14 protein-coding genes and 1 riboswitch are annotated in these 25,678 nt (G+C 64.2%); of the genes, 7 read left to right on the forward strand and 7 right to left on the reverse strand.

Translation table 11 applies throughout. The features are described 5' to 3' along the window. Positions 1-180 precede the first annotated feature (180 nt). Together UC34_RS18925 and UC34_RS18930 are read right to left on the reverse strand one after the other, a co-directional pair. Entirely contained in the window at positions 181-1,668 is a 1,488-nt protein-coding gene (locus tag UC34_RS18925) for a DEAD/DEAH box helicase (protein WP_044456783.1), read from the reverse strand. 273 nt (positions 1,669-1,941) lie between these two features. Further along, a complete protein-coding gene (locus UC34_RS18930) occupies positions 1,942-3,036 on the reverse strand; it encodes a bile acid:sodium symporter family protein (RefSeq protein WP_044456784.1) in 1,095 nt (364 codons plus the stop codon). Between the two features lie 224 nt (positions 3,037-3,260). Between UC34_RS18930 and UC34_RS18935 the strand changes: the two genes are divergently transcribed. The 3 genes from UC34_RS18935 to wrbA all read left to right on the forward strand — a co-directional run bounded on the left by UC34_RS18935 (position 3,261) and on the right by wrbA (position 5,396). Further along, the gene (locus UC34_RS18935; protein WP_044456785.1) at positions 3,261-4,181 is read left to right on the forward strand and encodes a LysR family transcriptional regulator; all 921 of its coding nucleotides are present in this window, start codon (positions 3,261-3,263) and stop codon (positions 4,179-4,181) included. 133 nt (positions 4,182-4,314) lie between these two features. After that, positions 4,315-4,608, forward strand: a complete 294-nt coding sequence (locus UC34_RS18940; RefSeq protein ID WP_044456786.1) for a hypothetical protein — start codon at positions 4,315-4,317, stop codon at positions 4,606-4,608. A gap of 155 nt (positions 4,609-4,763) precedes the next feature. Then, a complete protein-coding gene (wrbA, locus tag UC34_RS18945) occupies positions 4,764-5,396 on the forward strand; it encodes an NAD(P)H:quinone oxidoreductase (RefSeq protein ID WP_044456787.1) in 633 nt (210 codons plus the stop codon). 110 nt (positions 5,397-5,506) lie between these two features. On the opposite strand, the gene blaOXA is transcribed toward wrbA, so the two are convergent. Continuing rightward, a complete protein-coding gene (gene blaOXA, locus UC34_RS18950) occupies positions 5,507-6,376 on the reverse strand; it encodes an OXA-62 family carbapenem-hydrolyzing class D beta-lactamase (RefSeq protein WP_063389849.1) in 870 nt (289 codons plus the stop codon). Positions 6,377-6,605: 229 nt separating this feature from the next. Between blaOXA and UC34_RS18955 the strand changes: the two genes are divergently transcribed. Together UC34_RS18955 and thiC are read left to right on the forward strand one after the other, a co-directional pair. Beyond that, a complete protein-coding gene (locus UC34_RS18955; protein WP_052811131.1) occupies positions 6,606-8,309 on the forward strand; it encodes a hypothetical protein in 1,704 nt (567 codons plus the stop codon). A gap of 171 nt (positions 8,310-8,480) precedes the next feature. Then, positions 8,481-8,579: riboswitch (TPP riboswitch) on the forward strand. Between the two features lie 73 nt (positions 8,580-8,652). Continuing rightward, complete coding sequence (gene thiC / locus UC34_RS18960) at positions 8,653-10,569, forward strand: phosphomethylpyrimidine synthase ThiC (RefSeq protein WP_044456788.1); 1,917 nt, start codon at positions 8,653-8,655, stop codon at positions 10,567-10,569. 136 nt (positions 10,570-10,705) lie between these two features. On the opposite strand, the gene UC34_RS18965 is transcribed toward thiC, so the two are convergent. Next, positions 10,706-11,851, reverse strand: coding sequence for a hypothetical protein (locus tag UC34_RS18965; protein ID WP_157123239.1), 1,146 nt, complete (start codon positions 11,849-11,851; stop codon positions 10,706-10,708). A gap of 432 nt (positions 11,852-12,283) precedes the next feature. Between UC34_RS18965 and paeA the strand changes: the two genes are divergently transcribed. Next, on the forward strand, positions 12,284-13,645 hold the full coding sequence (gene paeA, locus UC34_RS18970) for a polyamine export protein PaeA (RefSeq protein ID WP_044456790.1): 1,362 nt from the start codon (positions 12,284-12,286) through the stop codon (positions 13,643-13,645). On the opposite strand, the gene recD is transcribed toward paeA, so the two are convergent. From recD to recC, 3 genes are read right to left on the reverse strand one after another with little or no spacing between them, the layout of a single operon-like run. Continuing rightward, on the reverse strand, positions 13,593-15,866 hold the full coding sequence (gene recD / locus UC34_RS18975; RefSeq protein WP_052811132.1) for an exodeoxyribonuclease V subunit alpha: 2,274 nt from the start codon (positions 15,864-15,866) through the stop codon (positions 13,593-13,595). The genes paeA and recD overlap by 53 nt on opposite strands. Further along, positions 15,863-19,747, reverse strand: coding sequence for an exodeoxyribonuclease V subunit beta (gene recB, locus UC34_RS18980; RefSeq protein WP_063389850.1), 3,885 nt, complete (start codon positions 19,745-19,747; stop codon positions 15,863-15,865). Before recB ends, recD begins: the two co-directional genes overlap by 4 nt. Continuing rightward, complete coding sequence (gene recC, locus UC34_RS18985) at positions 19,744-23,187, reverse strand: exodeoxyribonuclease V subunit gamma (protein ID WP_044456791.1); 3,444 nt, start codon at positions 23,185-23,187, stop codon at positions 19,744-19,746. Before recC ends, recB begins: the two co-directional genes overlap by 4 nt. A 257-nt stretch (positions 23,188-23,444) precedes the next feature. Between recC and UC34_RS18990 the strand changes: the two genes are divergently transcribed. Continuing rightward, positions 23,445-25,667 carry an FUSC family protein gene (locus UC34_RS18990; RefSeq protein WP_044456792.1) on the forward strand — a complete coding sequence of 741 codons (2,223 nt, stop codon included), beginning with the start codon at positions 23,445-23,447 and terminating at the stop codon, positions 25,665-25,667. Positions 25,668-25,678: the final 11 nt, after the last annotated feature.

A 25,678-nucleotide genomic window follows, 5' to 3' on the forward strand; every position in this document is an offset into this window, starting at 1 on the left:
AAAGCCAGCGTCAAAACGCTGGCTTCTTCTTTCGTCGACCTGACTTCGTCGGTTTGACCTCGTCGGTTTGACCTCGTCGGTTTGACCTCGTCGGTTTGACCTCGTCGGTTTGACTCCGTCGGTCTGACTTCGTCGATCCGACGTGGCGCTATCGCGACTTCGCTCCGACCTCAACCGACCTCAGCCGGCCTTGCGGGGAAAGCCTGCGAGCAAGGCGGCAACCTGACGCTTCGGCGCCTTCTCGGATGGCGCGCCAAAAGCGCCGGGCACTCCGGCGTCGAGCGACGCACGTGTGTCGCGCTGCGACTCGCTCGCCGTCGGCGACGGCTCGTACGGCTTGTAGAAGAACTCGTCCTCCGGGCGCACGCGACGCGGCATGGAAGCGCCGCCGCTGCGACCGACGCGCAGACCGTCAGAACGGCCATGGCGCTCGCTACGCTCACCGCGCTCGGCACGGTCGCCGCGCTCATAGCGATCGCCCCGATCGTCGCGCGAACGGCTACGACGCTCCAGCGCCATTTGGCCACGCTTGAGTTCGCGCTTGATCAGCTTCTCGATTTCCACGAGTTGCTTGCGCTCGTCGGGCGCGCACAGCGACAGGGCAACCCCCGACGCGCCGGCACGGCCCGTGCGGCCGATACGGTGCACATAGTCTTCGGCGTTGTACGGCAGATCGTAGTTGATCACGCCGGGCAAATCCGAAATATCGAGGCCGCGCGCGGCCACATCGGTCGCGACCAGCGCGCGAATGTTGCCTTGCTTGAACGCTTCAAGCGCCTGCATGCGCTCGTTCTGCGACTTGTCGCCGTGAATGGCGGCCGTCACGACACCGTCGCGCTCCAACTGGCGTGCCAGACGGCTAGCACCAATCTTGCTGTTGACGAACACGATGACCTGCTTGAGATCGCGCTCGTTAAGAATCTGGACCACGGCAGCACGCTTGTCGTCTTCATCCACTTCGTAGACGACCTGCTCGACCGTATCGGCCGTCGCATTGCGACGCGCCACTTCGATCGTGACCGGGTTCGTGAGGTAGCTCGATGCGAGCTTCTTGATTTCGTTCGAAAACGTTGCCGAGAACAGCAGCGTCTGACGCTGCTTGGGCAGCAGATTCAGAATTCTCTGAAGATCGGGCAGGAAGCCCATGTCCAGCATGCGGTCGGCTTCGTCGAGCACCAGCATCTTGACCTGGCTCAGGTTCACCGTCTTCTGCTCGACGTGATCGAGCAGACGACCCGGCGTGGCGATGAGAATCTCGACGCCGCGTCGCAGGGCATCCTTCTGCGGATTCATGTCGACGCCCCCGAACACCACCGTGTTGCGCAGCGGCGTGTGGGTCGCATACAGACGCACGTTGTCGGCAACCTGGTCGGCGAGTTCGCGCGTCGGCGTGAGGATCAGCGCACGCACCGGGTGGCGCGCGGGCGATGCACTCGTATTGGCGTCGGGCAGCAGGCGCTGAATGATCGGCAGCGAGAAGCTGGCGGTCTTGCCGGTCCCCGTTTGCGCGGCACCCATGACATCGCGACCGGACAGCACGACCGGAATGGCCTGTGCCTGAATCGGCGTCGGCTGGGTGTAGCCCTGCTCGGCAATGGCGCGCAAGATGTCCGCATGCAGCCCAAAGCTATCGAAGCCGGGGGTCGGAACAGCATTTACATCAGCCATGATGAAGGGACATCTCTTTTAAAAAAACGGGGGCCGCCACGCGGAAGGGTTTCCGCATCAAAGCTCACTCGCGAAGATTCAAGGGGCGCTGCGCGCCATGCTCGGGGCTGGCGCGAGAGGGGCCTGTCGGGTGACAGATGCGTCGGGCGCCGCCGGACCGGGGTGGTCGTCAAGAAGCGAAACAAACGCAATTCTAGCACTTGCGCACGACCGGCGTGTGACAACGACCCCGGACGGGCGAAGTGCTCGGGCCGACGCGCACCGGATGAGCGCTCAGCGCCCCGCGCCGGCATTGGCGCTTTTACTGTCGGACTTGCCGGGATTGGCATCGGTTGCCGCCTTGCCAGGCGTGGATTTGGCCAGCTTCGCGCCCTTGCCGGCCTGCGCTCCCTGCGCCGCGCGCTGACGGTTGGCATAGCGTTGGGCGAGCACCGCGCACACCATCAGTTGCATCTGATGGAACAGCATGAGCGGCAGCACGATGGCGCCCAGCGGGCCGGTCGCGAACAGCACCTTGGCCATCGGGATACCGCTGGCCAGACTCTTCTTCGAGCCGCAAAAGACGATGGTGATCTCGTCTTCACGCGAAAAGCCCAGCCAGCGGGCCGAATACGTCGTAATCGCGAGCATGAGCGCCAGAATGACCGCACAGCATCCCAACAAGCCAAGCAGCGCCAGCGGCGGAATCTGATGCCACAGGCCGGTGTTCACGGCTTCGCTGAACGCGGTGTAGACCACGAGGAGAATCGACCCCTGGTCGACGACCTTGAGCAGTCCGCGATTGCGCTCGACCCACTTGCCGATCGCCTTGCGCGAGAGCTGGCCGGCGATGAACGGCACCAGCAGTTGCAACATGATGTTGCCGATGGAATCGAACGGCGAAGCCCCGCCGTTGCCGTCGTGATGCACGACGATCAGGCCAACGAGCACCGGTGTGATGAAGATGCCGAACAGGCTCGACGCCGAAGCACTGCATACGGCCGCCGGCACGTTGCCGCGCGCTATCGATGTGAATGCGATGGCCGACTGCACGGTCGCGGGCAGTGTGCAAAGGAACAGGATGCCCAGATACAGCTCGGGAGTCACCATCCACGAGAGCACGGGCTTGAGCGCCACGCCCACGATCGGGAAGACGACGAACGTGCTGGCGAACACCAGCAGGTGCAAACGCCAGTGCGTGGCGCCGGCGAGCACGGCCTCACGCGAGAGCTTCGCGCCGTGCAGGAAGAACAAAGCGGCAATCGCTACGTTGGTCAGCAGGTTGAAGGCCACTTCGCCCTCGCCGTGCGCCGGCAGGAAGCTCGCCAGCACCACCGTGACGATGAGCATCAACGTGAAATTGTCGGGAAGGAAACGCGGTCTGGCCATCGTCTATCTCAAATACTGTCTCGAATGCGTCCAAAAATGCCAAAGCCCGTCCGCCAGAACACGGGAATGCGACGGCAGCAAGGCCGTCAGCGGGGCCACCTACCGAATTTCAGGACAGGAAGGTGACCCGAAGTGTGCGCTCGCGCTACGGGTTTTTACGTATTAGAGCGCAAGGGTAGTTAAAATACAAATTCATTTAAAAATTTTATTCATACCAAAGACGCATGAATATCTCGCTCCGGCAGCTCAAAGTGTTCCTCGCAGTGGCCGCGCACGGCAGTTTCAGCCGGGCTGGCGAGGATATTGGACTGACGCAGCCGGCGGTAAGCCGCTGTATCCGGGAGCTAGAGCAAGAACTCGGTCTCAAGCTGGTAGACCGGACGACCCGCGAGGTCACGCTCACCGAAGTGGGCGCTAGCCTCTCCGCCACCCTCGCCCGTGTGCTCGACGAATTAGAGAGCGCCCTGCGCGACACGCACGGCCTGGCCGAGGAGCGGCGCGGCCGGGTGCGCGTCGCCAGCGCCCCGACGATCTCCGCGAATCTGATGCCCGAGTGCATTTCCGCCTGCGCGGCGCGTTATCCGGACATCACGCTCATGCTGCGCGACCAGGTCCAGACGCTGGCGACCGACAGCGTGCGCCACGGTGAGGTCGATTTCGGGGTGATCGTCGCCTCGGAAGGCACCGATGATCTGGTCGGCGAGCCGATCATGGTCGAGCCGTTTCTCGTGGTATGCGACCGCTCACATCGCTTTGCGAAGCAAGCACACGTGACATGGAAAGAACTCAACGGCGAGAAACTCGTGCTGCTGGACTATGCGTCCGGCAGCCGCCCATTGATCGACCGGGCGCTGGCGGAGCATGGCGCGTATTGTCAGATCGCACAGGAGGTCGGACACGCGATCACCGTCTTCCGCATGGTCGAGGCAGGCATCGGCATCAGCATCATGCCGGCGCTGGCGTTGCCCACCATGCCGGGCCTGAAGGCTCCGGGCGAGCGGCTCGTCGCCCTGCCGCTGATGCCCCGGATCGAGCGCACCATCATGCTCGTACGCCGCAAGAACCGGACACTCTCCCCCGCCGCGCAATCGGTCTGGGAACTGATCCAACAGCTCACCGCCGCGCAAGGCTCGCCCACAAAGTAAGTGAGCGCCTGCTACAATACGAGGGCGTCGACTCCCCCCCAAAATGCATGATGGCGCTGTCGGGCTTGCGCCCCGCCTCATGTCTCGACGCCATGCCCGCGCCCTGCGGGCATTGTGTTTCCGGTACGGCGTCATGGACTTGTTCATCAAATACTTCAGCCCGCTGTGGCTCTTCCACGCGGCAGCCGATCTGTCGTTCTGGCAGCGGCATCAACTCGACGCGCGTATGCAGATCGTGAGCCGCTTCATGTGGCGCTACGTCATGCGGTGGTGTGTGGTGAGCGTGGTATTGCTCGTGCCGGCCGCGGTCATGGCGCATGGTCTGGCAGCGACCGGCCTGGCGCTGGCCGGCGGCGTGTCGGCGAGCGTGACCGTGCTGATGGCGGCGCTCGCGCTCGGCTGTCTCATCGGTTCGCGTTTGCGCTGAACCACCCGCACACTGCCGGGCGATCACGCTCCGGCTTCTGGTCTCGCACACCGGCTTCAGGGTCTCGTCACACGGGTCGACTATGATGGAACGGCTTGCGTTGTGCAGTCGTCTGAGCGCAACGCCGGCTCCTCTCGACCCCTAAGGAGATTCACATGGCCAACGCCAAGATCCTAGTGGTGTTCTATAGCATGTACGGGCACATCTACAAGATGGCCGAAGCGGTTGCCGAAGGCGCGCGCAGCGTCGCGAGCGCCGAAGTCACTATCATGCAAGTCCCCGAGCTCGTGCCCGACGACGTCCTGGAAAAAAGCGGCGCCAAGGCCGCCCGTGCCGCGTTCGCGAACGTGCCTGTCGCGCGCGTAGATCAGCTTGTCGACTACGACGCGATCATCTTCGGCACCCCCACTCGCTTCGGCAACATGACCGCGCAGATGCGCAACTTCCTCGACCAGACGGGCGGCCTCTGGGCCAAGGGGGCGCTGGTCGGCAAGGTCGGCAGCGTGTTCGCCAGCACCGCCACGCAGCACGGCGGACAGGAAACGACGATCACGAGCTTTCACACCACATTGCTCCACCACGGCATGGTGATCGTCGGCGTACCGTACACCGAGCCGGGCCTCACCAACATGGCCGAGATTACCGGCGGCACTCCTTACGGCGCCACCACGCTCGCGGCGGGTGACGGCTCGCGCCAACCCAGCGAAAACGAACTGAAAATCGCGAAGACACAAGGTCGTCACGTGGCGGAAATCGCCGCTGCCCTCAAGCACGGGCGCACGTTGTAAGCGCTCGACCGGGCTTTCATCGCGCGGTTGCACCGCCACTGGCGTCTGCACCGCGCGATGATCAATGCCGTCGCACGCCGGGCGGGCCTGCGCACGACGTCACGTCGCGCTCAGATCAGCTTCAGATCCTTGAGCACACTGCGTACGATGCGTGCGCGCTTGGGCGCGTCGGCGTCTCCCCCCATATCCATGTTCAGCGCGACCATCGTGAGATTGCCGTCGCGCTCCAGCCAGCCTACCCACCAGCCGATATCCGGCTTCTTGTCGACGAACCAACCTGTCTTGCCATGGAGCACGTAATCGGCGTTGGCTTCGACAATCGACATCTGACGCACGATGTCCTGCGTGCGCGCCGAGAACGGCAACGTGCCGCGCGCGAGACGTTGCAGGAAATCGACCTGCTCACGCGCCGAAATCTGCAAGCTGTCGTCGACCCAATAGGCATCGGCTGCACGACCGATGGTGTGATTGCCATATCCGACGGCGTCGAGTTTCGATTGCGCATAATCGCGTGCAATCTTGTGCGACACGATCTGGTAACACGGCAGGCACGACACGCGAAACGCCGTGCGCAAATCCATCGCGGCACTCCAGGCCTTGGTGCGACGCGGCTTACCGTCCCAGGGAATCACCTCGCGCTCATCGTTGAGCGCCCCCGATTCGAGCGCCAGCAAGCTGTTGAAAATCTTGTAGGTGGACGCCGGCGACACGCGACGCTCCGCCCGCGCCGAATCGAACGCCTGATACGTTTGCGTCTTTCCATCGAGCACGACGATCGTGCCCTTCACGTTCTCCTGCGCGAAGTACTTGCCCCAGTCGGCGCGCTCGGTGATGTGCACGGGGGCGGGCATGTCGGCGGGTGCGGTCTTCACGACATCGGCCGCATGCGCCGGCGTCGTGAAGACGACCGGCAAGACGAGCGCAGCGCTCAGACGCGCCACGAATGCCACGCGCCGCCAATGGGAAATTATTGTTTTCATTTAGCAGTCCTGATTGGATGAATGACAAACACGTTGTCCAGGTATCGATGGCACTGGCCAGGCGCCTGCTGTCGAGAGCGTTTGCAGCTTAGTGCGCGTTTCGACAGATGCAAAGCGGCGCTACCGTAACCGACGTAACCGCCGTATCATCTGCACGCCCCCTCTGAGTATGCCGAGGATGGCGCGGACGTCGTCCGCCCGCCCGGAGCGATTGGATTTCCCTCCCGCCATGTCCGATACCGCTGCTACGCCGCGTGCTGCCGACACCGCCCCCGCTTCTGCTGCTGCCTCCGCCACCCCCGCGGCGCCGGCGCTCGTCGTCCGCCTGGATGCGCCGCAGAAGATCGATGGCCGCCCGGCGCGCTATCAAAGCCTGTGGTTGCTGATGCGCGTCTACTACGCGGCGCGGTACGAAACCGCCCCCGTTTCGTTGGCGTCGCTGAAAGTCCGTTTTGGCCAGACGGCCATTGCGGGCGACCTGCGAATGCTCATCAGCCGCGCGTTTTCGGACTTTGCGCGCTGGGGCGTCGCAGTCGGATGGGGCGACGATCGACAGATGGACGTGCGCCTGCTCCCCACACGTGGGCGCGGCAAGGGGCCTTTCTGGCTCGCGCCGCATGAGACGTCACGCATCGAGGTCACGATCGGCGGCACCACCCCCGCCGATTCGCGTCGGGCCATCGCCACGTTTCTGGGTCTGCCCCACGATGCGGCGCCCGAGACGCGAACGCCGGCACTCGATTACGTCATGCAGGACATCGCGTTCTGGCATCACCTGACACTGGGCAAGCGCGACATGCAGGACGGCGTCTTCTTCGCGCCGCCGCCAGCCGCCTCGCCCGGCGAGCTCAGACGTGCCCATCGTACGGGGGCGATTCCGTCGTTTCACGCAGCGCAGGTCTGCGCGGTAGACGACGTGCAACTCGGCATTGCGCTGCTCGCCGAGACCATCGTGTGGCGGCGCATGGGCGACGCCCTGCGCACGAAGCAAACGCTCGCTACCCTCGCCGCCACATTCGGCGCCACCCCGTCCGGGTCGCCGACGCTGCGCGCCATGCACTGGATCGTGCAGGGCTGGCAAGCTTACGCGTTGCGCGACGAAGCAGGCGCGTTGGCGCACCTCCAACGTATCAGCGACGACGCCTCGCTCGCCCCCTGCCTCCTCTACAACCCGCGAATCCGCTTCGAGAGCCGTAATCTGCAAGCGCTGCTGCATAAATCGCACGCCGCACGCAACGGCCCGATGCCGGCACGAGCGCAATCGGCCGCCGACGCGCTGGCCGCATTTTCCGACGCCTTGCAAGCCGCCTTCGAGGCCGATTCCATCGAACTGGCGCAACACGTCGCCGCGAACATCGGCCTGTCGCTCTGGCTCTTCTGGCAAAGCGCCCTCATCGACCCCGGCAGGCGTCTGGCCGCAGCCGACGTGCAGCGTCAGGCCTTGCGCTGGATCGGCCTGTCGGAGTGGATCTGCGACCGCTTCGGCGTGGGCGGAAATTCGGTCTGGAATACCGTCTTCCTGTTGCGTATCGCGCGCGGCGCGGTCCCGGTGCGGCGCGCCCCGGACCTTGAGACCCTGCGCGCGAGCACGCCGCTGGCGGTCGACGCCTTTCTCGATGCGGTGCAACCGTTCGGCGCCCCGTTCTCCCGCGCCAAAGGGTTTCTGCGCTGGACCGACGTCATCATGACGACACTGGCGGACCATGAAGAGGGACGCGTGCGCTTCGAACCGTTACAACTCGCCAACCTGTGGTTCGAGATGTTGTGGTTTGCGCTGCATCAGGACGGCGACTCGCCTCAGGCGCTGCATGCCGCCCAGTCGCTCGGGCGCGTGCTGCCGATGCTCCCGCCGCCCGACCGGCGCTTTTTCCGCGATGCCTTGCGGCTGATGCCGCGCGAGTTTCAGCGCGAGGTTCGCCTGGCGCAACAGTAGGCGTTCATTCATGGCGACGACGCACGCACGGGGTGCGAAACCACCACGAAACCGCGGCTGCACAAGCTTTCGACGATGGCGGGAATGTCGCACCGCACCATGTCCGGTTCACGTTTTTCGGGACACATCGCGCTTGTGTTTGCCGGGTATGTCGGTGTATCGTTGCCGCAAAGCTAAGCGCAGGGGTCCTGCAACGTGAGTTGTGGGTGAGAAATACCCTTAGAACCTGATCTGGATAATGCCAGCGCAGGGAGCGTAGAAATTCCTCGCCCCCGTTCATGCTCCTGAGCCGCTTTGCGCCGAAATTGTCGGCGTCAACACGTGCCCCGCCAGGAGACATTGCATGAACGCCAATCCGAAGTTCCTCTCAGCCAACGCGCGCGTGGACGAAGCCGCGATCGCACCGCTGCCCAATTCCCGCAAGATTTACGTACAGGGTTCGCGCCCGGACATTCAGGTCCCGATGCGTGAAATCTCGCAAGCCGACACGCCGACGAGCTTCGGCGGCGAAAAGAACCCGCCGATCTACGTCTACGACTGCTCGGGCCCGTACACGGATCCGAACGCGACCATCGATATCCGCTCCGGTCTGCCCGCGCTGCGCGCGAAGTGGATTGAAGAGCGCGGCGACACCGAAGCTCTGCCGGGCCTGTCCTCGGCCTATGGCCGTGAGCGCGCGGATGACAGCGCGACCGCCGATCTGCGCTTCCCCGGCCTGCATCGCACGCCGCGCCGTGCCAAGGCCGGCAAGAATGTGACGCAGATGCACTACGCACGTCAGGGCATCATCACGCCCGAGATGGAATACGTCGCCATTCGCGAAAACCTGCGCCGTCAGGAATACATCGAAAGCGTGCGCAATGCCGGCCCGCAAGGCGAGCGTCTGGCCAAGCTGCTCTCGCGCCAGCATCCGGGTCAGCATTTCGGCGCGAGCATTCCCGCCGAGATCACGCCGGAATTCGTGCGCGACGAAATCGCTCGCGGCCGCGCCATCATTCCGAACAACATCAACCACCCGGAATCCGAGCCGATGATCATCGGCCGTAATTTCCTCGTGAAGATCAACGCGAATATCGGCAATTCGGCCGTGACGTCGTCGATCGGCGAAGAAGTGGACAAGATGACGTGGGCGATCCGCTGGGGCGGCGACACCGTCATGGATCTGTCGACCGGCAAGCACATCCACGAAACGCGTGAGTGGATTCTGCGTAACAGCCCGGTGCCCATCGGCACGGTGCCGATCTATCAGGCGCTCGAAAAGGTGAACGGCAAGGCCGAAGATCTGACGTGGGAAATGTTCCGCGACACGCTCATCGAGCAGGCCGAGCAAGGTGTCGACTACTTCACGATTCACGCCGGCGTGCGTCTGGCGTACGTGCCGATGACGGCCAACCGCATGACGGGCATCGTCAGCCGCGGCGGCTCGATCATGGCCAAGTGGTGCCTCGCCCACCACAAGGAAAGCTTCCTGTACACGCACTTCGAAGAGATCTGCGAAATCATGAAGGCGTACGACGTTGCGTTCTCGCTGGGTGACGGCCTGCGCCCCGGCTCGATCTACGACGCCAACGACGAAGCGCAGCTCTCCGAACTCAAGACGCTCGGCGAGCTCACGCAAATTGCCTGGAAGCACGACGTTCAGGTGATGATCGAAGGCCCGGGCCACGTCCCGATGCAACTCATCAAGGAGAACATGGATCTCCAGCTCGAGTACTGCGACGAGGCGCCGTTCTACACCCTTGGACCGCTGACCACGGACATCGCACCGGGCTACGACCACATTACGTCCGGTATCGGCGCGGCCACCATCGGCTGGTACGGCACCGCCATGCTGTGCTACGTCACGCCGAAGGAACACCTTGGTCTGCCCAACAAGGACGACGTGAAGGAAGGCATCATCACGTACAAGCTTGCCGCCCACGCCGCCGACCTTGCAAAGGGTCACCCCGGCTCGCAGATTCGCGACAATGCGCTGTCGAAGGCACGCTTCGAATTCCGTTGGGAAGACCAGTTCAACCTCGGCCTCGATCCGGACAAGGCGCGCGAATTCCACGATGAAACGCTGCCGAAGGACTCCGCGAAGGTGGCTCACTTCTGCTCGATGTGCGGCCCGCACTTCTGCTCGATGAAGATTACGCAGGACGTGCGCGACTACGCTGCGAAGCAAGGCATTACGGACGAAGCCGCGCTCAAACAGGGCATGGAAGTCAAGGCAGTCGAGTTCGTCAAGAGCGGCGCCGAGATCTATCGCCGCACCTGATGCCGCCTGGCAACCGAGAATGCCGCGCCGGCATTCGACGCACAGGCAAAGCAAACGCGCCCGGGTCACACCGGGCGCGTTTTTTTGCAGCGTCGGCCAGCGGCAATCGACTACCCGCCGGCGTGGACGCGCAGGATCAAGCGACGTCCGGAGCCCGGCTCGTCGCCTCTGCCGGTACGGTCGGAATGCCGCGCATCGTCAGTTGATTTCGCAGACGCTGTGTCGCGATATGCGGCGCTGTCGACGACAACGATGTCGCCAGTGCCGTGAACGCCCTGGTGTTCGTTGCAGGCATGGCGGCGGCATCGACCACCTCGACATGGCGCATATCCCAGTGACGCTCGCCCAATTGCTCGATGCCCAGGGCCAGTTTGACCCATTCGTCCGTTCCCAGTCCGACCGTGCCCGGCAGATCGCCCCGCACGAACGCCTGATGCATTGGCAACCCATCGGAAAACCCTACCCGAAGCATCCATTCGGTGCTCTCGCGCGGCGGCAATAGCCGCTTGCCGGCGTGCAGACGGTCGTTCAGTTCGCCAACGAATTTTCCCGGTGGCGTATTCATCAGACACGCCGTCGTCCACTCCTTCTTGCCGGCGAGCAAAGGCTTGCCCGTCCAGCGACGTGCGGTGTCCGCCACCGTCTTCGTCACGTCGGTCCGGCTCGTGTCGAAGGGCACCGTGCCGTTTCTGCCGTCGGTGCCCAGCAACGAGCCGTTGACGATATCGCGACAGATCTGGGCGCGCTCGCTGCGCCCGTCCGGCATGACGACCGGGTGATTCCGGCCTTCGAGGGCCACGACGCGCGTGTTGGCATTCTGGGCGCTCGCACAGACGTGGAGCGTCGCAAGCGATGCCGCGCACAGCACTGGCTGCGCGGTGCGCGGCGCGCTCAGCCGGGCGGTCGCCAGCGAGGTGTCGAAAACGTCGACGGCATCGACATCCGCCAGCGCAGGCGAAAACGCGCCAAAAACCGTCTCGTCGGTCACATCGTTTGGCGACGCCACTGCGGATGCGGACGCAAACCCAGCCCGAAATTCCGGTGTTGACTTGCCGAACGCATCATGGTCACGACCGGTGGCCTCGATGTCGAGAGATGGCCGGGGAACACGCCACGGATGCACCGGCGACTCTGCGCGAACGTTCGCCACATTGGCAATTTCCACCACGGGCATACCGGCGGCGTCGGCCATTCCGGCTTGCGGATTGAGTGCAACGGGGGCGAGGAACGCAAGACCGCCTGCGCCGGGCGGCTGGTTCAATGGCTGGATACCGAAGGTCATCGGGAGATCCTTTGAAGAATGGAAAAGGAAAGGCGTGGCGGTGTGAGCCACGGCTTCGACGCCGTCTGGACCCGACGTCAAAGCGGGGTCCACGATGCCCGAACGGTCGTTCGGCAATTTTCGGTTCTGCACACCGGCTCTCGCGACTCGTGCACGCGACCGTCCGGGAGTGGACAAGCTCAGCCGCATGGGCGCGACGGACACGCGAGGCACGCGCTGTCGGCGTGCCCCAAAGTTATGGCATGCTATCGGACAGCGGTACAGCCGACGCGGCTAATGCGGCCCGCGCTTTCGCCCGAAGGCATCTCAAAATGATGGCCGGCAGGCCTTGTTTTGAAATGTCTCCCTGCTCTTGCGGACTCGCTCCCGTGCGAACCGGTCCGGCCTGCGTCGCGGCTATGTATCCGCACTCGCACTTACAGGGACAACAATATGAGTGGTTACGGTTTTCTTTTCAGTATTCTCTTGCTGGTGCTGGCAAGCGCCTTCTTTTCCGCATCTGAAATCTCGCTGACCGCCGCCAAGCGCACCAAGCTTCAGGTGCTTATGGAAAAGGGCGACGAACAGGCGGTCAAGGTCCTCGCGCTCAAGGAGCAGCCAGGCAACTTCTTCACCGTCGTGCAAATCGGTGTGAACGCGGTCGCCGTGCTCGGCGGCGTGCTCGGTGAGAGCTTTCTCACCGCTTATCTGTTCGAGTGGCTGTCGCCCTTCACCAATCAGGCACTGGCGCTACGTCTGGCAGGAATCGGCTCGTTCCTGTTCATCACGATTGCCTTCATCCAGTTCGCAGATCTGATTCCCAAGCGCCTCGCCATGGTCAACCCCGAGCGCGTGGCGATGGCGATCATCGACCCGATGCTTTTCTGCCTGAAGGTCCTGCGCCCGCTCGTCTACCTTTTCAACGGGGTCGCAAACCTGTTTTTGCGCATGTTCAAGCTGCCCACGCATGCCATCGACAACATCACTTCGGAAGACATCGCCGCCATGGTCGGCGCCGGGGCGCAAGCGGGCGTGCTGCGCAAGCAGGAACTGCATCTGATCGAGAACGTGTTCGAGCTCGAGTCGCGCACCGTCGGCTCGGTCATGACGTTCCGCGACGATGTGGTGTACTTCACCATCGCCGAGGACGAACGCAGCATCCGCCAGAAAATCACGGAAAGCCCGCACTCCAAGTATCTCGTTTGCCGCGACGAAATCGACAATGTGCTCGGCTACGTCGACTCGAAGGATCTTCTCCAGCGCATCGCGAGCGAAGATCTGTCGAGCGTGATCCGCAATCTGGATCGTCTCTACGCAAAAAAGCTGCTGGTCATCCCGGACACCCTCAATCTGTCCGAAGCGCTCGCGCGCTTCAAGGAAACGCGTGAAGGCTTCGCGGTCATCATCAACGAGTACGGCCTGGTCGTCGGCGTCGTGACGCTCAACGATATCGTGGGCGCGCTCATGGGCGATGTCGTGCATCCGGCCGACGAAGATCAGATTGTCCAGCGCGACGAGCATTCGTGGCTCGTGGACGGCGTCACGTCCGTCGAGGACGTGAAAAAAGCCCTGGATATCGACGAGCTTCCCGGCGAAGGCGAGTTCGAGACCATCGCCGGATTCATGATCTACCAGCTCAAGCGCATTCCGAAGAAGTCCGAAGCCACCGAGGCAGCCGGCTACAAGTTCGAAGTGGTCGACATCGACAATTACAAGATCGACCAGTTGCTTGTCACCCGGATCGGGGCAGTGGCCGAGGCGGCTATCGCGGCATCGAAGGCTGCGGCGAACCCGGCGTCGGATCGGACATCGTAGCCAGCACCTCCGTCAGCCGATCGGTCAGTCCGCCATCGCGCTGCGTCGGCCGCGCAATGGCCGACGCGACGACTTGCCACGGCGCAAACAGCCACGCTTGCCTGCGGGCACGCGTCACCCCCGTATAAATTAGCTCCCGCGACAACACGCGACTCGCCTGCTCGGGCAACACGATCGCAACGCGTTCGAACTCCGAGCCCTGCGACTTGTGGATCGTCATCGCAAATGCCGTCTCGTGCGCGGGCAGACTGGCCGGCGAGTACAGCCGGTAGCCGCCGTCCGGCGTCGCAAACGCAACCCGTAGCGAGCCGGCGGGTCCAAGCGGCAGTGCGATGCCGATATCGCCATTGAAGAGGTTGAGCGCGTATTCGTTCTGCGTCACCAACACCGGACGCCCGGCGAACCATGCGCCACCGCCGGCGCCAAGCGCCACACCCGCGCGACGCGCCAGCAAGGCCGTCAATTGCGCACCGAGAAACTCGACACCTCGCCGACCACCGCGCGTCGCGCACAGAACCCTGAATCGTCCAAAAGCAGCGAACACCGGCTGCGCCACCATCGCGACGTCGGCCGACGTTGCCGCCGCCGGATCGCCCAACTGCTGAATCGTTGCGATGGCATGTCCGAGCGCTTCGACGTACTCGCCATAGCCGTCAGCCAGTACATTGAGGTTGTGGGGCGACAACTGGAGGCCACCGTCCTCGCTGAGCAGCACGCGATCTGCCGACGCCGAGGGCGATGACGCATCATGGTTCGCCTGCGGGCCATCTCGCGTCTCGAGCGTCTCTCGCGTCTCGAAATTGTCGGCATCGACGCGCTCGGTCTGCGCGACAGCGAACTCCCTGCGCGCATCGATGACCTTTCCCGTCTTGATTGCCGTCGCGAGGCGACCAATCGCCGAATGCGCGCCGAACCGGTACGTGCGCTCCAGCCAGACGACGGTGTCCTCGAGCCCTTTCGCAGCGCGCGCGTCGGTCGGTTCAGCGGGCGAGGCTTTCGCGGCGCCACCACCACCAACGGCGAGCGGACCGGATCGAGGCAAATCATCTGCGGGCCATTCCAGCGCGGCCAACAACTGTGTACGCATCTCCGGCGAGAAGGCTCGCCGCGCGCTCAATTCCCCGAACACCGCCCCGGCTTCGACGGCCGCCAACTGGTCCTTGTCGCCCAGCAGAATCAGACGCGCATTGTCGGGTACCGCTTCGAGCAACGCGGTCGCCATCGACAAGTCGATCATCGATGCTTCATCCACGACGATCAGGTCGTAGGGCAACGGATTGCCCGCATGATGCCGAAAGCGCCGCCCGACCTGCTCGGCGGATTCGGGCAGTACGCCCAGCAAGCGGTGCAACGTCACTGCCGCCTCGGGCAATGCCATGCGCACGGTTTCCGGCAGGTCCTGACGCACGGTGAGCGCCTCCTGCATGCGCTGCGCCGCCTTGCCCGTGGGCGCGGCCAGGGCGACCCGAAGGTCGCCATCGCGTTCGAGCAGGCAGGCGAGCAGGCCCACGACGGTCGTCGTCTTGCCGGTGCCGGGACCACCGCTGAGGACGACCAGCGAGCGCTCGAGCGCCAAAGCCGCTGCCGCCATTTGCCAGTTGGGCTCGCGCCGGTCATCAGGGGACAGCAGCACGCCGCTGCCGAAGTAGCGATGCAATCGTTCGCGATCCGCCATCGTGACCGACACGGACGAGGCCGTCGCCCCGGCCGCCTCAGGCGATTTCGCGCGCGCGGCTGGCACGGCGGATGCGCTCACAGGGCGCTTCGTCGTCGACAGCTTGCGCGCGAGCGCCGCCGCCAGACGCGCCTCGTAGCCGTAGTAACGCGCCAGATAGAGACGGTCGCGATCATCCAGCAGCAGGGGGAAAGCGTCGGCCTGCGTGTCGCCGGATAGCGCGCGCAAGACGCTGGCGGGCGCGCACAGGCCACTGGCGAAGAGCGCATCGCGCCAGACCGACAACGCCGGGGCATCCCCCGGAAACAGCTCGCCGCTGGCCTGCGTATCGAGCAGATTGTCGAGCGGCACACAAACATGCCCCTCCGACGTTGCGAGACTGACTTCGAACGCGGCGCGTCGCACGTAGCGACAGATAACGTCGTCCGCCCCCTTGCCTCGCGCAAGCAGTTCCATGCGCCGCGCGAAACCCTGCGCGAGCCGCACAACGCCGCTGTCGGCCAACGGCGCGCCGGAGGCATCCCCCATGTGACGACGATCGGTCATGCGCCCTCCTCGCCCGCACTTGCCACGTCAGCCACACCGCCGCGACCGTCGAGCGAAAGCGCTTCGGCGAGCGCCGCGTTCTCGCCTGCGGCGAACAGTTCGTCGAGCGCATCGACCATGTCTCGCGACGGCTTGTCGAAAAAGACACCGGGCACGTCCTCACCGGCAAGATGCGCGCTGGCCCAGTCAGGGCGCACGCCCCGAACGAAAAGGTAGAGACTGCCCCCCATGTCGCGGTCGTAATCGTAATTGGGTAGACGGCGCCGCAGATAGCGATGCAGCGCCAGGGTATAGAGCAGATACTGCAAGTGGTAACCGTGCTCGGCCATCGCTTCTCGCAGCCCGTCTGCAGCGTAGTTTTCGGGGGCCGTGCCGAGATAGTTCGACTTCCAGTCGAGAATCCACCACTGAGCGCTGTGCCGGAACACCAGATCGATGAAGCCTTTCAGATAACCGCGCAGCACGGTGGCGTCCAGGGGCAGGTCCGGATAGCCGAACTGGCGCAGCACCGCACGCAATGCGTCGAGCGACACGGCGTCGGCCGGATAAGTGAACTCCATTTCGGTCAGCCGTTCCGCCAGCGAGACATCGCTCAGATACATGCCGGGACGCAACGGCGTCGACAGCGTGTCGGCAAGCATGTTCATCATCATGGCGCGCCACGTATCGTTTTGCTCGGCGCCACGTCCGGGCGGACGCTCGCGCAGCGCCCGGGACACCGCATGCGGCCATTGCGCCCGCGACTGGAAGTCTGCGAGTTCGAAAACACGGTGCAAACTCTCGCCGGCGGCCGGCCCGCGCGGAAATCGCAGAATGTCGTCACCCGGAGGCCATGTGTCATCGCCCTCCGGCGGCAAGGCGAATGTCGGCCCGGCGTTGGCCTGGGCGTCGTAATCGGGACGCGTACGCTCCGGCGCGCTCAGTTGCCCCCCGCCCAATTGGGGGCCGGTATGCATGCCTGCCAGCAGGCCCGAGAAACTGCCAATGCGCCACACTTCCCGCAACGCACGAGTGCTCACACGGGTCGTGAGCGCCGGCGGCGCGTCGTGGATTACACGGGTATCGCTCGCGAGCGCGTCGCCGGTCGGCAGCGGTACCACGTCGAGCGGCCCACCAACGAGCGCCTTCCACGCATGACGAATCGTCTCCACCCGTTCATCGGCGTCGATCGTCGAGGAGACCCACGTGTCGAACGCGATTCCCTGGCCAGCGGCGAGCCAGTTGAGCATGCTCGCGCACGCTTCCTTCACGCTGCGACGAGACGAGTAAATTCCTGCGGCCATATAGCATCGGTACACCGCTCGCGTGAGCGCGACGTACAACAGCCGCGCCTGCTCGGCCGATTGCTCCTGACGCAACGCGGCAGCCGCCGGCGACCCTTTACCGGCCGCATCGGTAAAGTCGATGACCGCCGTGGCGCCGTCGTGGTATTCGAGGCCCTCGAGACTCCCGCCGTCACGCACGGCGCCATCCCAGAGGAAAGGACAAAACACCACGCCATACTCAAGCCCCTTGGACTTGTGTACGGTCACGATCTGCACCAGATTCTGATCCGACTCAAGACGTAGTTGCGCCTCCTCCGCACCGCTGGCGCTTCGCTGCGACGCCAGCCATCGGAGCAAGGCGGGCATGCCCGGCTGCTCCGCCCAACGCGCCTGGGCAAGTTCGGCCAGATGCATGAAGTTGGTCAGACTCCGCTCGCCGCCCGGTTGTGCGATCAGTCTCGCGGCCAGTCCCAATTCGCGCATGAGCGTGCGCCACATGGCGGAGAATCCGCGGTCGGTCCACAACTGACGATAGCGTTGCAGACGCTCGATCCAGGCAATCGCGTCCGCGTCCGATGCTTCGCTCGTCTGCATCCGGTAAAGCGCGGAGGCATCGAGTCCGAAAAGCGCCGTCGCGAGCGCCGCGCGAAGCGCACGCACGTCGCCGGGCGCTTCCACGGCTCGCAACACACGCAGCAATGTGTCGGCTTCTTCACTGGCAAACACCGAATCCTGCGTCAGCTCAACGCTGCCCACGGCATGTTCGGCGAGCATGGCTTTCATGAGCGCACCTTGCCGGTGCGCCTGTACGATCACCGCGATGTCCCCCGGCGCGAGCGGACGCTCGCCGATCAGCACTTCGCCACGCGAGGCGCCTGCGAGCAGCCGGGCGACCTCGGCCGCCGTCGCGCGCGCGCACGCCTGTTGCGCCTCGTCTTTCGACAACGGCTCGTCTTCGTCGGGCAGCCACCACACTGTGAAGTCGGCGATGTCGCGCACATCGGTCAACGGTGGACGACGACGTGCCCCTGGGCGGACAGGCGGGTAATCGAGCCCATCGAGCACGAACGCGCGGTCGTTCGCACCAAATAGCCGGTTGCCCGCGTCGATGATCGGCGGCGTCGAGCGCTGATTGACGGCCAGCGTGTAGGCCGCATCCGCGTTCTCCCGCGCGGCAAGATACGTATGCAGATCCGCAGCCCGGAAGCTGTAGATGGCCTGCTTCGGGTCGCCAACCATGAACATCGGCCCCCGGCCATCACGCCCCGAAACGGCGCCAGCCTGCAACGGCGCCCCGTACACCGCGTTGAAAATGGCGAATTGCAGGGGATCGGTATCCTGGAATTCGTCGATCAGCGCACAGGGATAGCGTTCACGCAACGCCTGCGCGAGATCCGGGTGCTGAGTCAGCGCACGCGCAATATTGCCGAGCAGATCGTCGAAGGACACTACGCGCAGCTCACGTTTGCGCAGCGCCAACTGCTCCGGCGCCTGCGTCAACCATTCCCGCAGAATCCTCAGCCACTGCATTGCGTAACGCGCGTCGGCGTCGGCGCGGGCCTGAACGAGGACGTCGGCCATCGCGAAGAAGCGGTGTTCGGGTGGCGTCTCCCCCTTCTTGATGTCCTTGGCCAGGCGTGTCGTCGTCAGCAACTCCGCCTTGGGCGCGAGAAGTGCGCCGGCATCGCGCGCGCCGAGATACCGCTGCCACGCCGACACGGCTTGGGGCAGCGACGTCTCGTTATAGATGTTCTTCTTGAACGACGGCAGCGCGCGGCGCATCAGATCGGCGATGACGGACGCCTCGGCTTCCCAGCACTCGCAGGCATCGGCATATGTCGCAAGCCACGTCGAATCGGCAGGCGCCACCGTGTCGCTCTGCACCGCTTCCGGCCAGCGCATTTCCGACATCGGCTTTTTCAGACGACGCGCCAATTGGTCCGTCAGCGTCGCCGGCGAGCGCTTGCTGTCCACCAGCCATGCGGCAAACCGATCGTCCTGCGCGGCCATCGGCTCCACGACCCGGCGCCAGAACTCCACCGCGAGATCGTGTCGCACACCGTTGTCATCCGGGACCAGCTCGTAGGCAAACGGCAGGCCGGCCGCGAAGGGCACCTCGGCCAATGCGCGCTGGCAGAAACCGTGGATCGTATGAATCGACGCTTGGTCGAAGCTGCGCAACGCCCTTTGCAGGCATTCGCGAATGTCCTTCGGCGACATGTCGCCGCGCTCGATCAAGCCCGCAATCATGACGTTGAACAGCGGATCGTCGCTGGCATGGGGATCGAAGTCGGGACCGAAGCCGGGGTCGGAGTCGAAGAGGTCGTCATCCTCTCTGCCCTCCCCACCTTCGCTCACGTCCTCGTCACCGAAGACGGGCGCCATGGCCGCGACCAGCCCTGCGAGACGCCCGCGAATGCGTTCCCGCAGCTCCGCCGTTGCGGCATTCGTGAACGTCACGACGAGAATTTGTTCGACGCTCAGTTGCTTCTCGAGCAGCAGTCGCACATACAGCGCGCAAATGTTCCACGTCTTGCCGGTGCCGGCGGAAGCTTCGATCAGGCACACGCCGTCGAGGTCGCAGCCGAAAACGTCGAGATCGATGAGCTGCGTCATGCGCCCTCCGCCAGTACGAGGTGCTGCACCATTGGCCCGAACATGGTGTTCGCGAGCAGTTCGAACGGCTCGGCCAGCGGGTCTTCCACACCGCGCCAGATCAACTTGGTATAGGGATCGTCCGCGTCCCCGCGCGCGAAAGCCGAGCCTTGCCATGCGCTGTGCGCATCGGCGAGTTTGCCGCTACTGGCGAGCTTCCAGGCGCTCCGCACGAAGAACGGCAACGGGCGCGTTTGCCCAAGCCGATAGAGCGCCACCCACTGCGCGAGCAACCCCGCCGCGTCCTCCACCGGGCGCAGCGCGAAGGTCTCGTGTTCGCCATACCAGAGGGTTCTGGCGGCAACGTCCAATCCGGCATGCTCGGGCTGTTGGAGATGGGCACACAACGCCAGATGCGCGAGCCATGCAGCCAGCAAATCGCTCGGGCGCATGCTGCCGTAGCGGTACATCACGAGACCATGGCGCGACACCGGTGCAAGCCGGCCTTGCAACAGACACTCGGCCGAGAGCGTGGCATCGCCATGCCACATCGAATCCGTGGAGGCCTTCCAGGAAGGCGGCAGCGACGGCACCAACGGCACCGTGACAAGAAATTCCTGCGCACCCTCCGCCTGCGCCTGCCTCACCTGCGTGGCGAGGGCGCGCAGGCCCCCCAGTTCACGACGCCGCCACACCGCCCCCGTCGCCCCACCGGGTAACTCGTGGCTCACACTGGCGATACGCTCGACAGCCTGCGCGTTGGCGCGGGCGCTTCGGGCGTCGCGCTCGTCATCGCGCAACAGGCGAGGCAGCAGGCGTGCGGCCAGCGCGTCGCGTCCTGCCCAATCGAGCACGAATGGCTCCTCATCCTCGACCTCGGTGAGCATGTCATTGAGCGTGAGGCCGAGCCGATCTCGCGTCCACGCCCGGCCCGGATGTCGCCAGAAGCGCAACAAATCGTCGAGCGTCAGACGGGTTTGTGCGACGCCCGGCAGCGGATCGCGCACGAAGGGCTGGGCCGATCTGTTTGGCGTCGGTGATGCCAGTTGGTCCGCCAGCTGCTGGGCAGCCTCACCGTTAGAAGCGTCGTAGCTATACAGCGATGGCGCCTTGCCGTCGAAGTACTTCGGGGAGAAGGGTTGGAGGGGATGCAGCACCACGAGACGCTCTCTTGCCTCGCGTTGCTCGTCGAGACTGAAACCTCGCGAGACCGGTGCGAGCAACTGTCCGGTGAAATCGAGCAGTTCGTCCACGGCAGTCGACGGCGGTAACGGCGCGTTATCGCGCACGCTTCTGCCTGTATAGGTGATGAGGAAGCGATCCTGGGCACTGAGCATGAGATCCAGAAAAAGATTGCGCTCATCGTCACGACGCTGGCGGTCGCCGCGCTGCGGCAGCGCGCGCATCAAATCGAATTCGTCGGCCCGTACGCGGCCCGGCAAAACGCCGTCGTCCATGCCGATCATGCAGACGACGCGATACGGCAACAGCCGCAAGCTCGGAATCGCTGCAAACGTCACACGCCCGGACGGCACGCCGCCGCGCGTCGGATCGTCGAGCGCGTCGGCCAGCACCCGAGCCACCACTTCCACCGGCACCTGCACCTCGGGGGCGCCGTCCGCGATGGCCGCCCCGATCTGCTCGATGGCCATGCGCACCTCCGCGACGTCATCGGCAAATCGCGGTTCGTCCGAAAAAAACTGCTCCAACATCGCCAACAACTGATCACGCCATGCGAGACCGGTGCGCTCTGTTCGCAGCGCCACGGTCGTCGCGTCGAGATCGTCGATCAATCGGGCCAACTGCCCGAGCAATTCGGCGCGCCCGCCTTCGATGCCGCCGACAGGCAGCCAATCGTCCACAGGCATGGCGTCGTCGGGCAGCGCATAGCCGAGGAACAGGCGCATCATGGCGTCGCCCAGCGTGTGGCGCTCAAGCGCCGGCACAACGTCGTACCCCGCGTCCGCGGCGTTCGCGGTGTCTCCTCTCGCCTCCGGACCACCGAGTCGAAGCAGGGCGTCCCCTCGCCAGCCGCGCCGCGCCCCCGCGGCATGCAACCAGTTCTGAATGGCGTCGAGTACGTTGCCGCCGAGGTCGTAGCGTTGCGCAACGGCTTCCGTACGCGCAAGCTCCACCAGACTCGATGCCGCGACACGTTGCTGCGGCAGGGCCAGAATCGACGCAAACGCACGCGCAACGGGATTGGTCCGCGTGGGCGGCAGGCCGGTGACCAGATAGGGAATGCGCGGGGTGGAAGTGCCAAAGACGGCGTCGATGAGCGGCGCCGCACGCCCGAGATCCGGTACGGTAATCAGCACGTCGTCGGGACGCAGATCGGGAATCTCGTCGAAGCAGGCCAGCAACCGGTCGTGCAGCACTTCGATCTGACGCGCGAGACTGTGACATACGTGCACTTGCACCGAGCCGTCGGCGTCCACGCCCTCCGGTACACCGTGACGGCCATCGTCCAACGTCAGAATGCCGTTCTGCAACGCGGCGAGCAGCGTCGGTGCGGGATTCGGCTGAAATATCGCACGGTCCTCGACCGCCTGCGGTGCAAGGTCTGCATATAGCGCGTCGATGTGCGACTGGGTCTGACGGCCCCACTCCGCCAGTAGCGGATGGCCCACTTCGCGATGGGCCGCGCCGTCTCGCCGGGTCAGATACGACAACCTCGACGGCGGCACGATATCGAACCAATAACTTTCGCAGGGATTGAGGACATAAAGGTGCACGTCGATCAGGCGAGACATGGCCTTGAGCAGCGCCATCGAAAGCGGCGGCATCGACGACAGCGCAAACACCGAGACGCGAGACGGCCAGCCCACGGGTATCGTGTCGGGGGTCAGTTGCTCGATCCTGTCGATGGCACGCAACGTCGGGTGGCGCTCACGAATCTCCAGATGCGCGAGGACCTGCCGCCACAACGCGCTTTGCCACGCCTCATCGGCACGCTGGACGTCGCCCCAGCTTGTCGCCGCCCCGGGCGCAATGGTCTCGCCGGACTGCCAGCGCTCCAGCCAGTCCGGCCGGTACGTCAGATATTGATCGTAGATATGGGCGAGACGGTCGGCCAACTCGAAGCGCATGACGTCGTCCGCGCCCGCGAGGTAGCCGGCCAGACGCGGTGAGGCCTCCACCCACGGTTTCGCCAGACACTGGTACAGCGGCCAGACCAGCCGGTCCGGCGCAAACGGCGAGCTTTCCGGCACCGTCACCAGTTTCCCCGCCATGTCCCATAGCCACTGGGCGAGATAGGTCAGACGGACGTTTGCGCACACGCCGAAGACATCCGCATAGTCCAGTTCCAGTCGACGACGCACGGCCACACTTGGCACGACAATGGTTTCTATCTCGAAGGGGTCGACCGGTCCCGACGACGCCCCGGGCGCCTGCGCGATATCACGGAGCAGGGCAGCTTCGAGCGTGGTGAACCGGTTGGAGAAGAATAGTTGGAGCATGCGGGCGTGGCGGCTTAGCGAGTCTGTTCGCAAGCATAACAAATGCCCCTTCCCAAAGCCCATCGGACAGATCCGAAAGCCTGCCCCGCTATCGGTCACGGCCAGTGGCGCTTCCAACACCCTCTCGCCCGGGTAGCCCGCCTGTCACCGGCGGTATCCCCACTTCGCGGCACGCGGGGCTTCGGCTAGACTCTCACTGCGCCGCGCACCACCCCATCGCGCGGCCAGCTTTGCTGCGGAACCCTCGCACCCGACGCATGGACTATCAAACCGATATCAAGAAGTTCCTATATAGCCATTACTTTTTCAGCGGCACCCGGCAGGCAGTCGGCGTCATCCTGCCCGCACTCGTCCTGTTCTGGGGGATGGACCAGCACCTGCTCGGCATCGAGGTCGCCTCCGGCGCGCTTTGCGCCAGCGTGGTCGACATCAACGGGCCGCTGCGCCACAAGCACACCGAGTTGCTCAGTTGCACGCTGCTGGGCGCCCTGACCGTGCTCATTACCGGCATGGCGACGGCCGCACAGCCGTGGCAACTGTGGATCACCACGCTGATTCTGACGTTCGGCCTGTCCATGCTCGTGGTCTATGGCTTTCGCGCGTCGCTCGTGAGCTTTGCCTGTCTGATGATGATGGTGCTCAACGTCGAGGCCGACCTCACGCGCCATCAGGCCGTACTCGATGCAGGCGCCGTGCTCGCTGGCGGTCTCTGGTACACCTACTTCAGTCTGTTCGTGTGCCGAATCTGGTGGTTTCGCATCGAACAGCAGACCCTGGCCGAGTGCTTTTTCGTGACCTCGGAATATCTGGAAGCCAAGGCGGCCTTCTACGATACGTCAACGGATATCGACGACTGCTACCGGCGTCTGATCGCCGCGCAGGTCAATGTCGTGGAGAAGCAGCAGGCAGCGCGCGAGATCATTCTGCGCAACCTGCCTCGCCTGCGTATCGGCGCGCTCGAACCGCGTCGCACGATGCTGTTCAATCTGTTCATCAACATCGTCGACCTGCACGAGACGGTGGTCTCCGTGCATACCGATTACCCGATGTTGCGTCGCGAGTTTGCCAATAACGACGTCCTGGTGTTTTTCCGCGACATGATCCGCAAGATCGCGATCGAGGTGGATGCGATCGGTTATGCCATCGCCACGAATGAACCGTCGCGGGCTCAGCGTAGCTGGCGTGCCGAGTTCCGGGCCATCGAGTACGAAATCGAACTCATGCGCAAGCAGTCGCTCCAGCAACGCTCGCCGGAAGCCTATCAGGCACTCGCGAGCACCTTCCGTCGTGTGTGGAGTACGACGCGCATCGTCGAGCGCATGCATCGCAACACGGACGTGAGCACGGCCGGCAACGCCACCGAGATGCAGATCGATCAGGCGCTGATTCGATTCACCTCGCGGCAGAGCTTCTCTCCGAAATTGCTCTGGAAAAATCTGACTTTCTCGTCGCCCAGCTTCCGTCACGCATTGCGGGTGACGATCGCGATCACGGCCGGCCTGCTCGTTTGCGAGAACTGGTCGCTGCTGGCCGGGCAGGACCACAGCTACTGGGTACTGCTCACGATCATCGTGATTCTGAAGCCCGGGTTCAGTCTGACCAAACAGAAGAACGCGCAGCGACTGACCGGCACGCTCATTGGCTGCGTGAGCGTGCTGGTGATCCTCTCGTTCGTCCACAAAGCCTGGATCCTGCTCGCGCTCATGTTCTTTTGCATGATCATGGGCAACAGCCTGTCGCTGTTCAATTACGGGCTGTCGGTCGTCTTCATGTCGTCTTACGTGCTGCTGCTCTTCCACTTCCTTCTTCCCGGCTCGCTTTCGGTGATCGGCGAGCGCGCCATCGATACGCTGATCGGTTCGGCCATCGCGCTGGCGTGTTCGTATCTGTTCCCGTATTGGGAATACCGGCTGATGGGACCGCTGATCCGCAATGCCGTCCAGTCGACCCGCACGTACCTGGAGGCATGCGCCGGCCTCGATGGCAAGCGCGATAACCTTGCCTATCGCATGGCGCGCAAGGACATGCACATTGCATTCGGGAATTTCGGCGCCGCCTTCAAGCGGATGATGCTCGAACCGAAGTCGAAGCAGGTCGCGGTGGCGGAACTCAACGACTTGCTGGTACAGAACCATGTGATGGCGTCGTACATCACCGGGATGTCCGATGTGCTGCCGCGTCAGATCGCGGCGGACAGGAGTGGAGAATTGGGGCAGGTCGTGGCGGCCATCAGCGATCTGCTGTCGCAGGCGGTTGCGGCCCCGGCGGCGTCCGTGCCGACGGACGCGCAGGCCGCCACCGAGGCCATGCGCGACTACACGCGTCGGCTGGATGCGCTGGTAGTGGCGCAGGAGCAGCAGCCCGATGTCGCCGACGCCCACATCCAGGAAATCAAGCAGGTCGTACATCAACTCAAGCAGATGCTGCGCGCGGGTGAATTGATTCTGCGCGACATGCGGGCCATCCGTTTGCCCGCCTGACTCGCCTGCGG

Origin of the sequence: Pandoraea vervacti, from assembly GCF_000934605.2 — a bacterium.
Lineage (GTDB): Bacteria > Pseudomonadota > Gammaproteobacteria > Burkholderiales > Burkholderiaceae > Pandoraea > Pandoraea vervacti.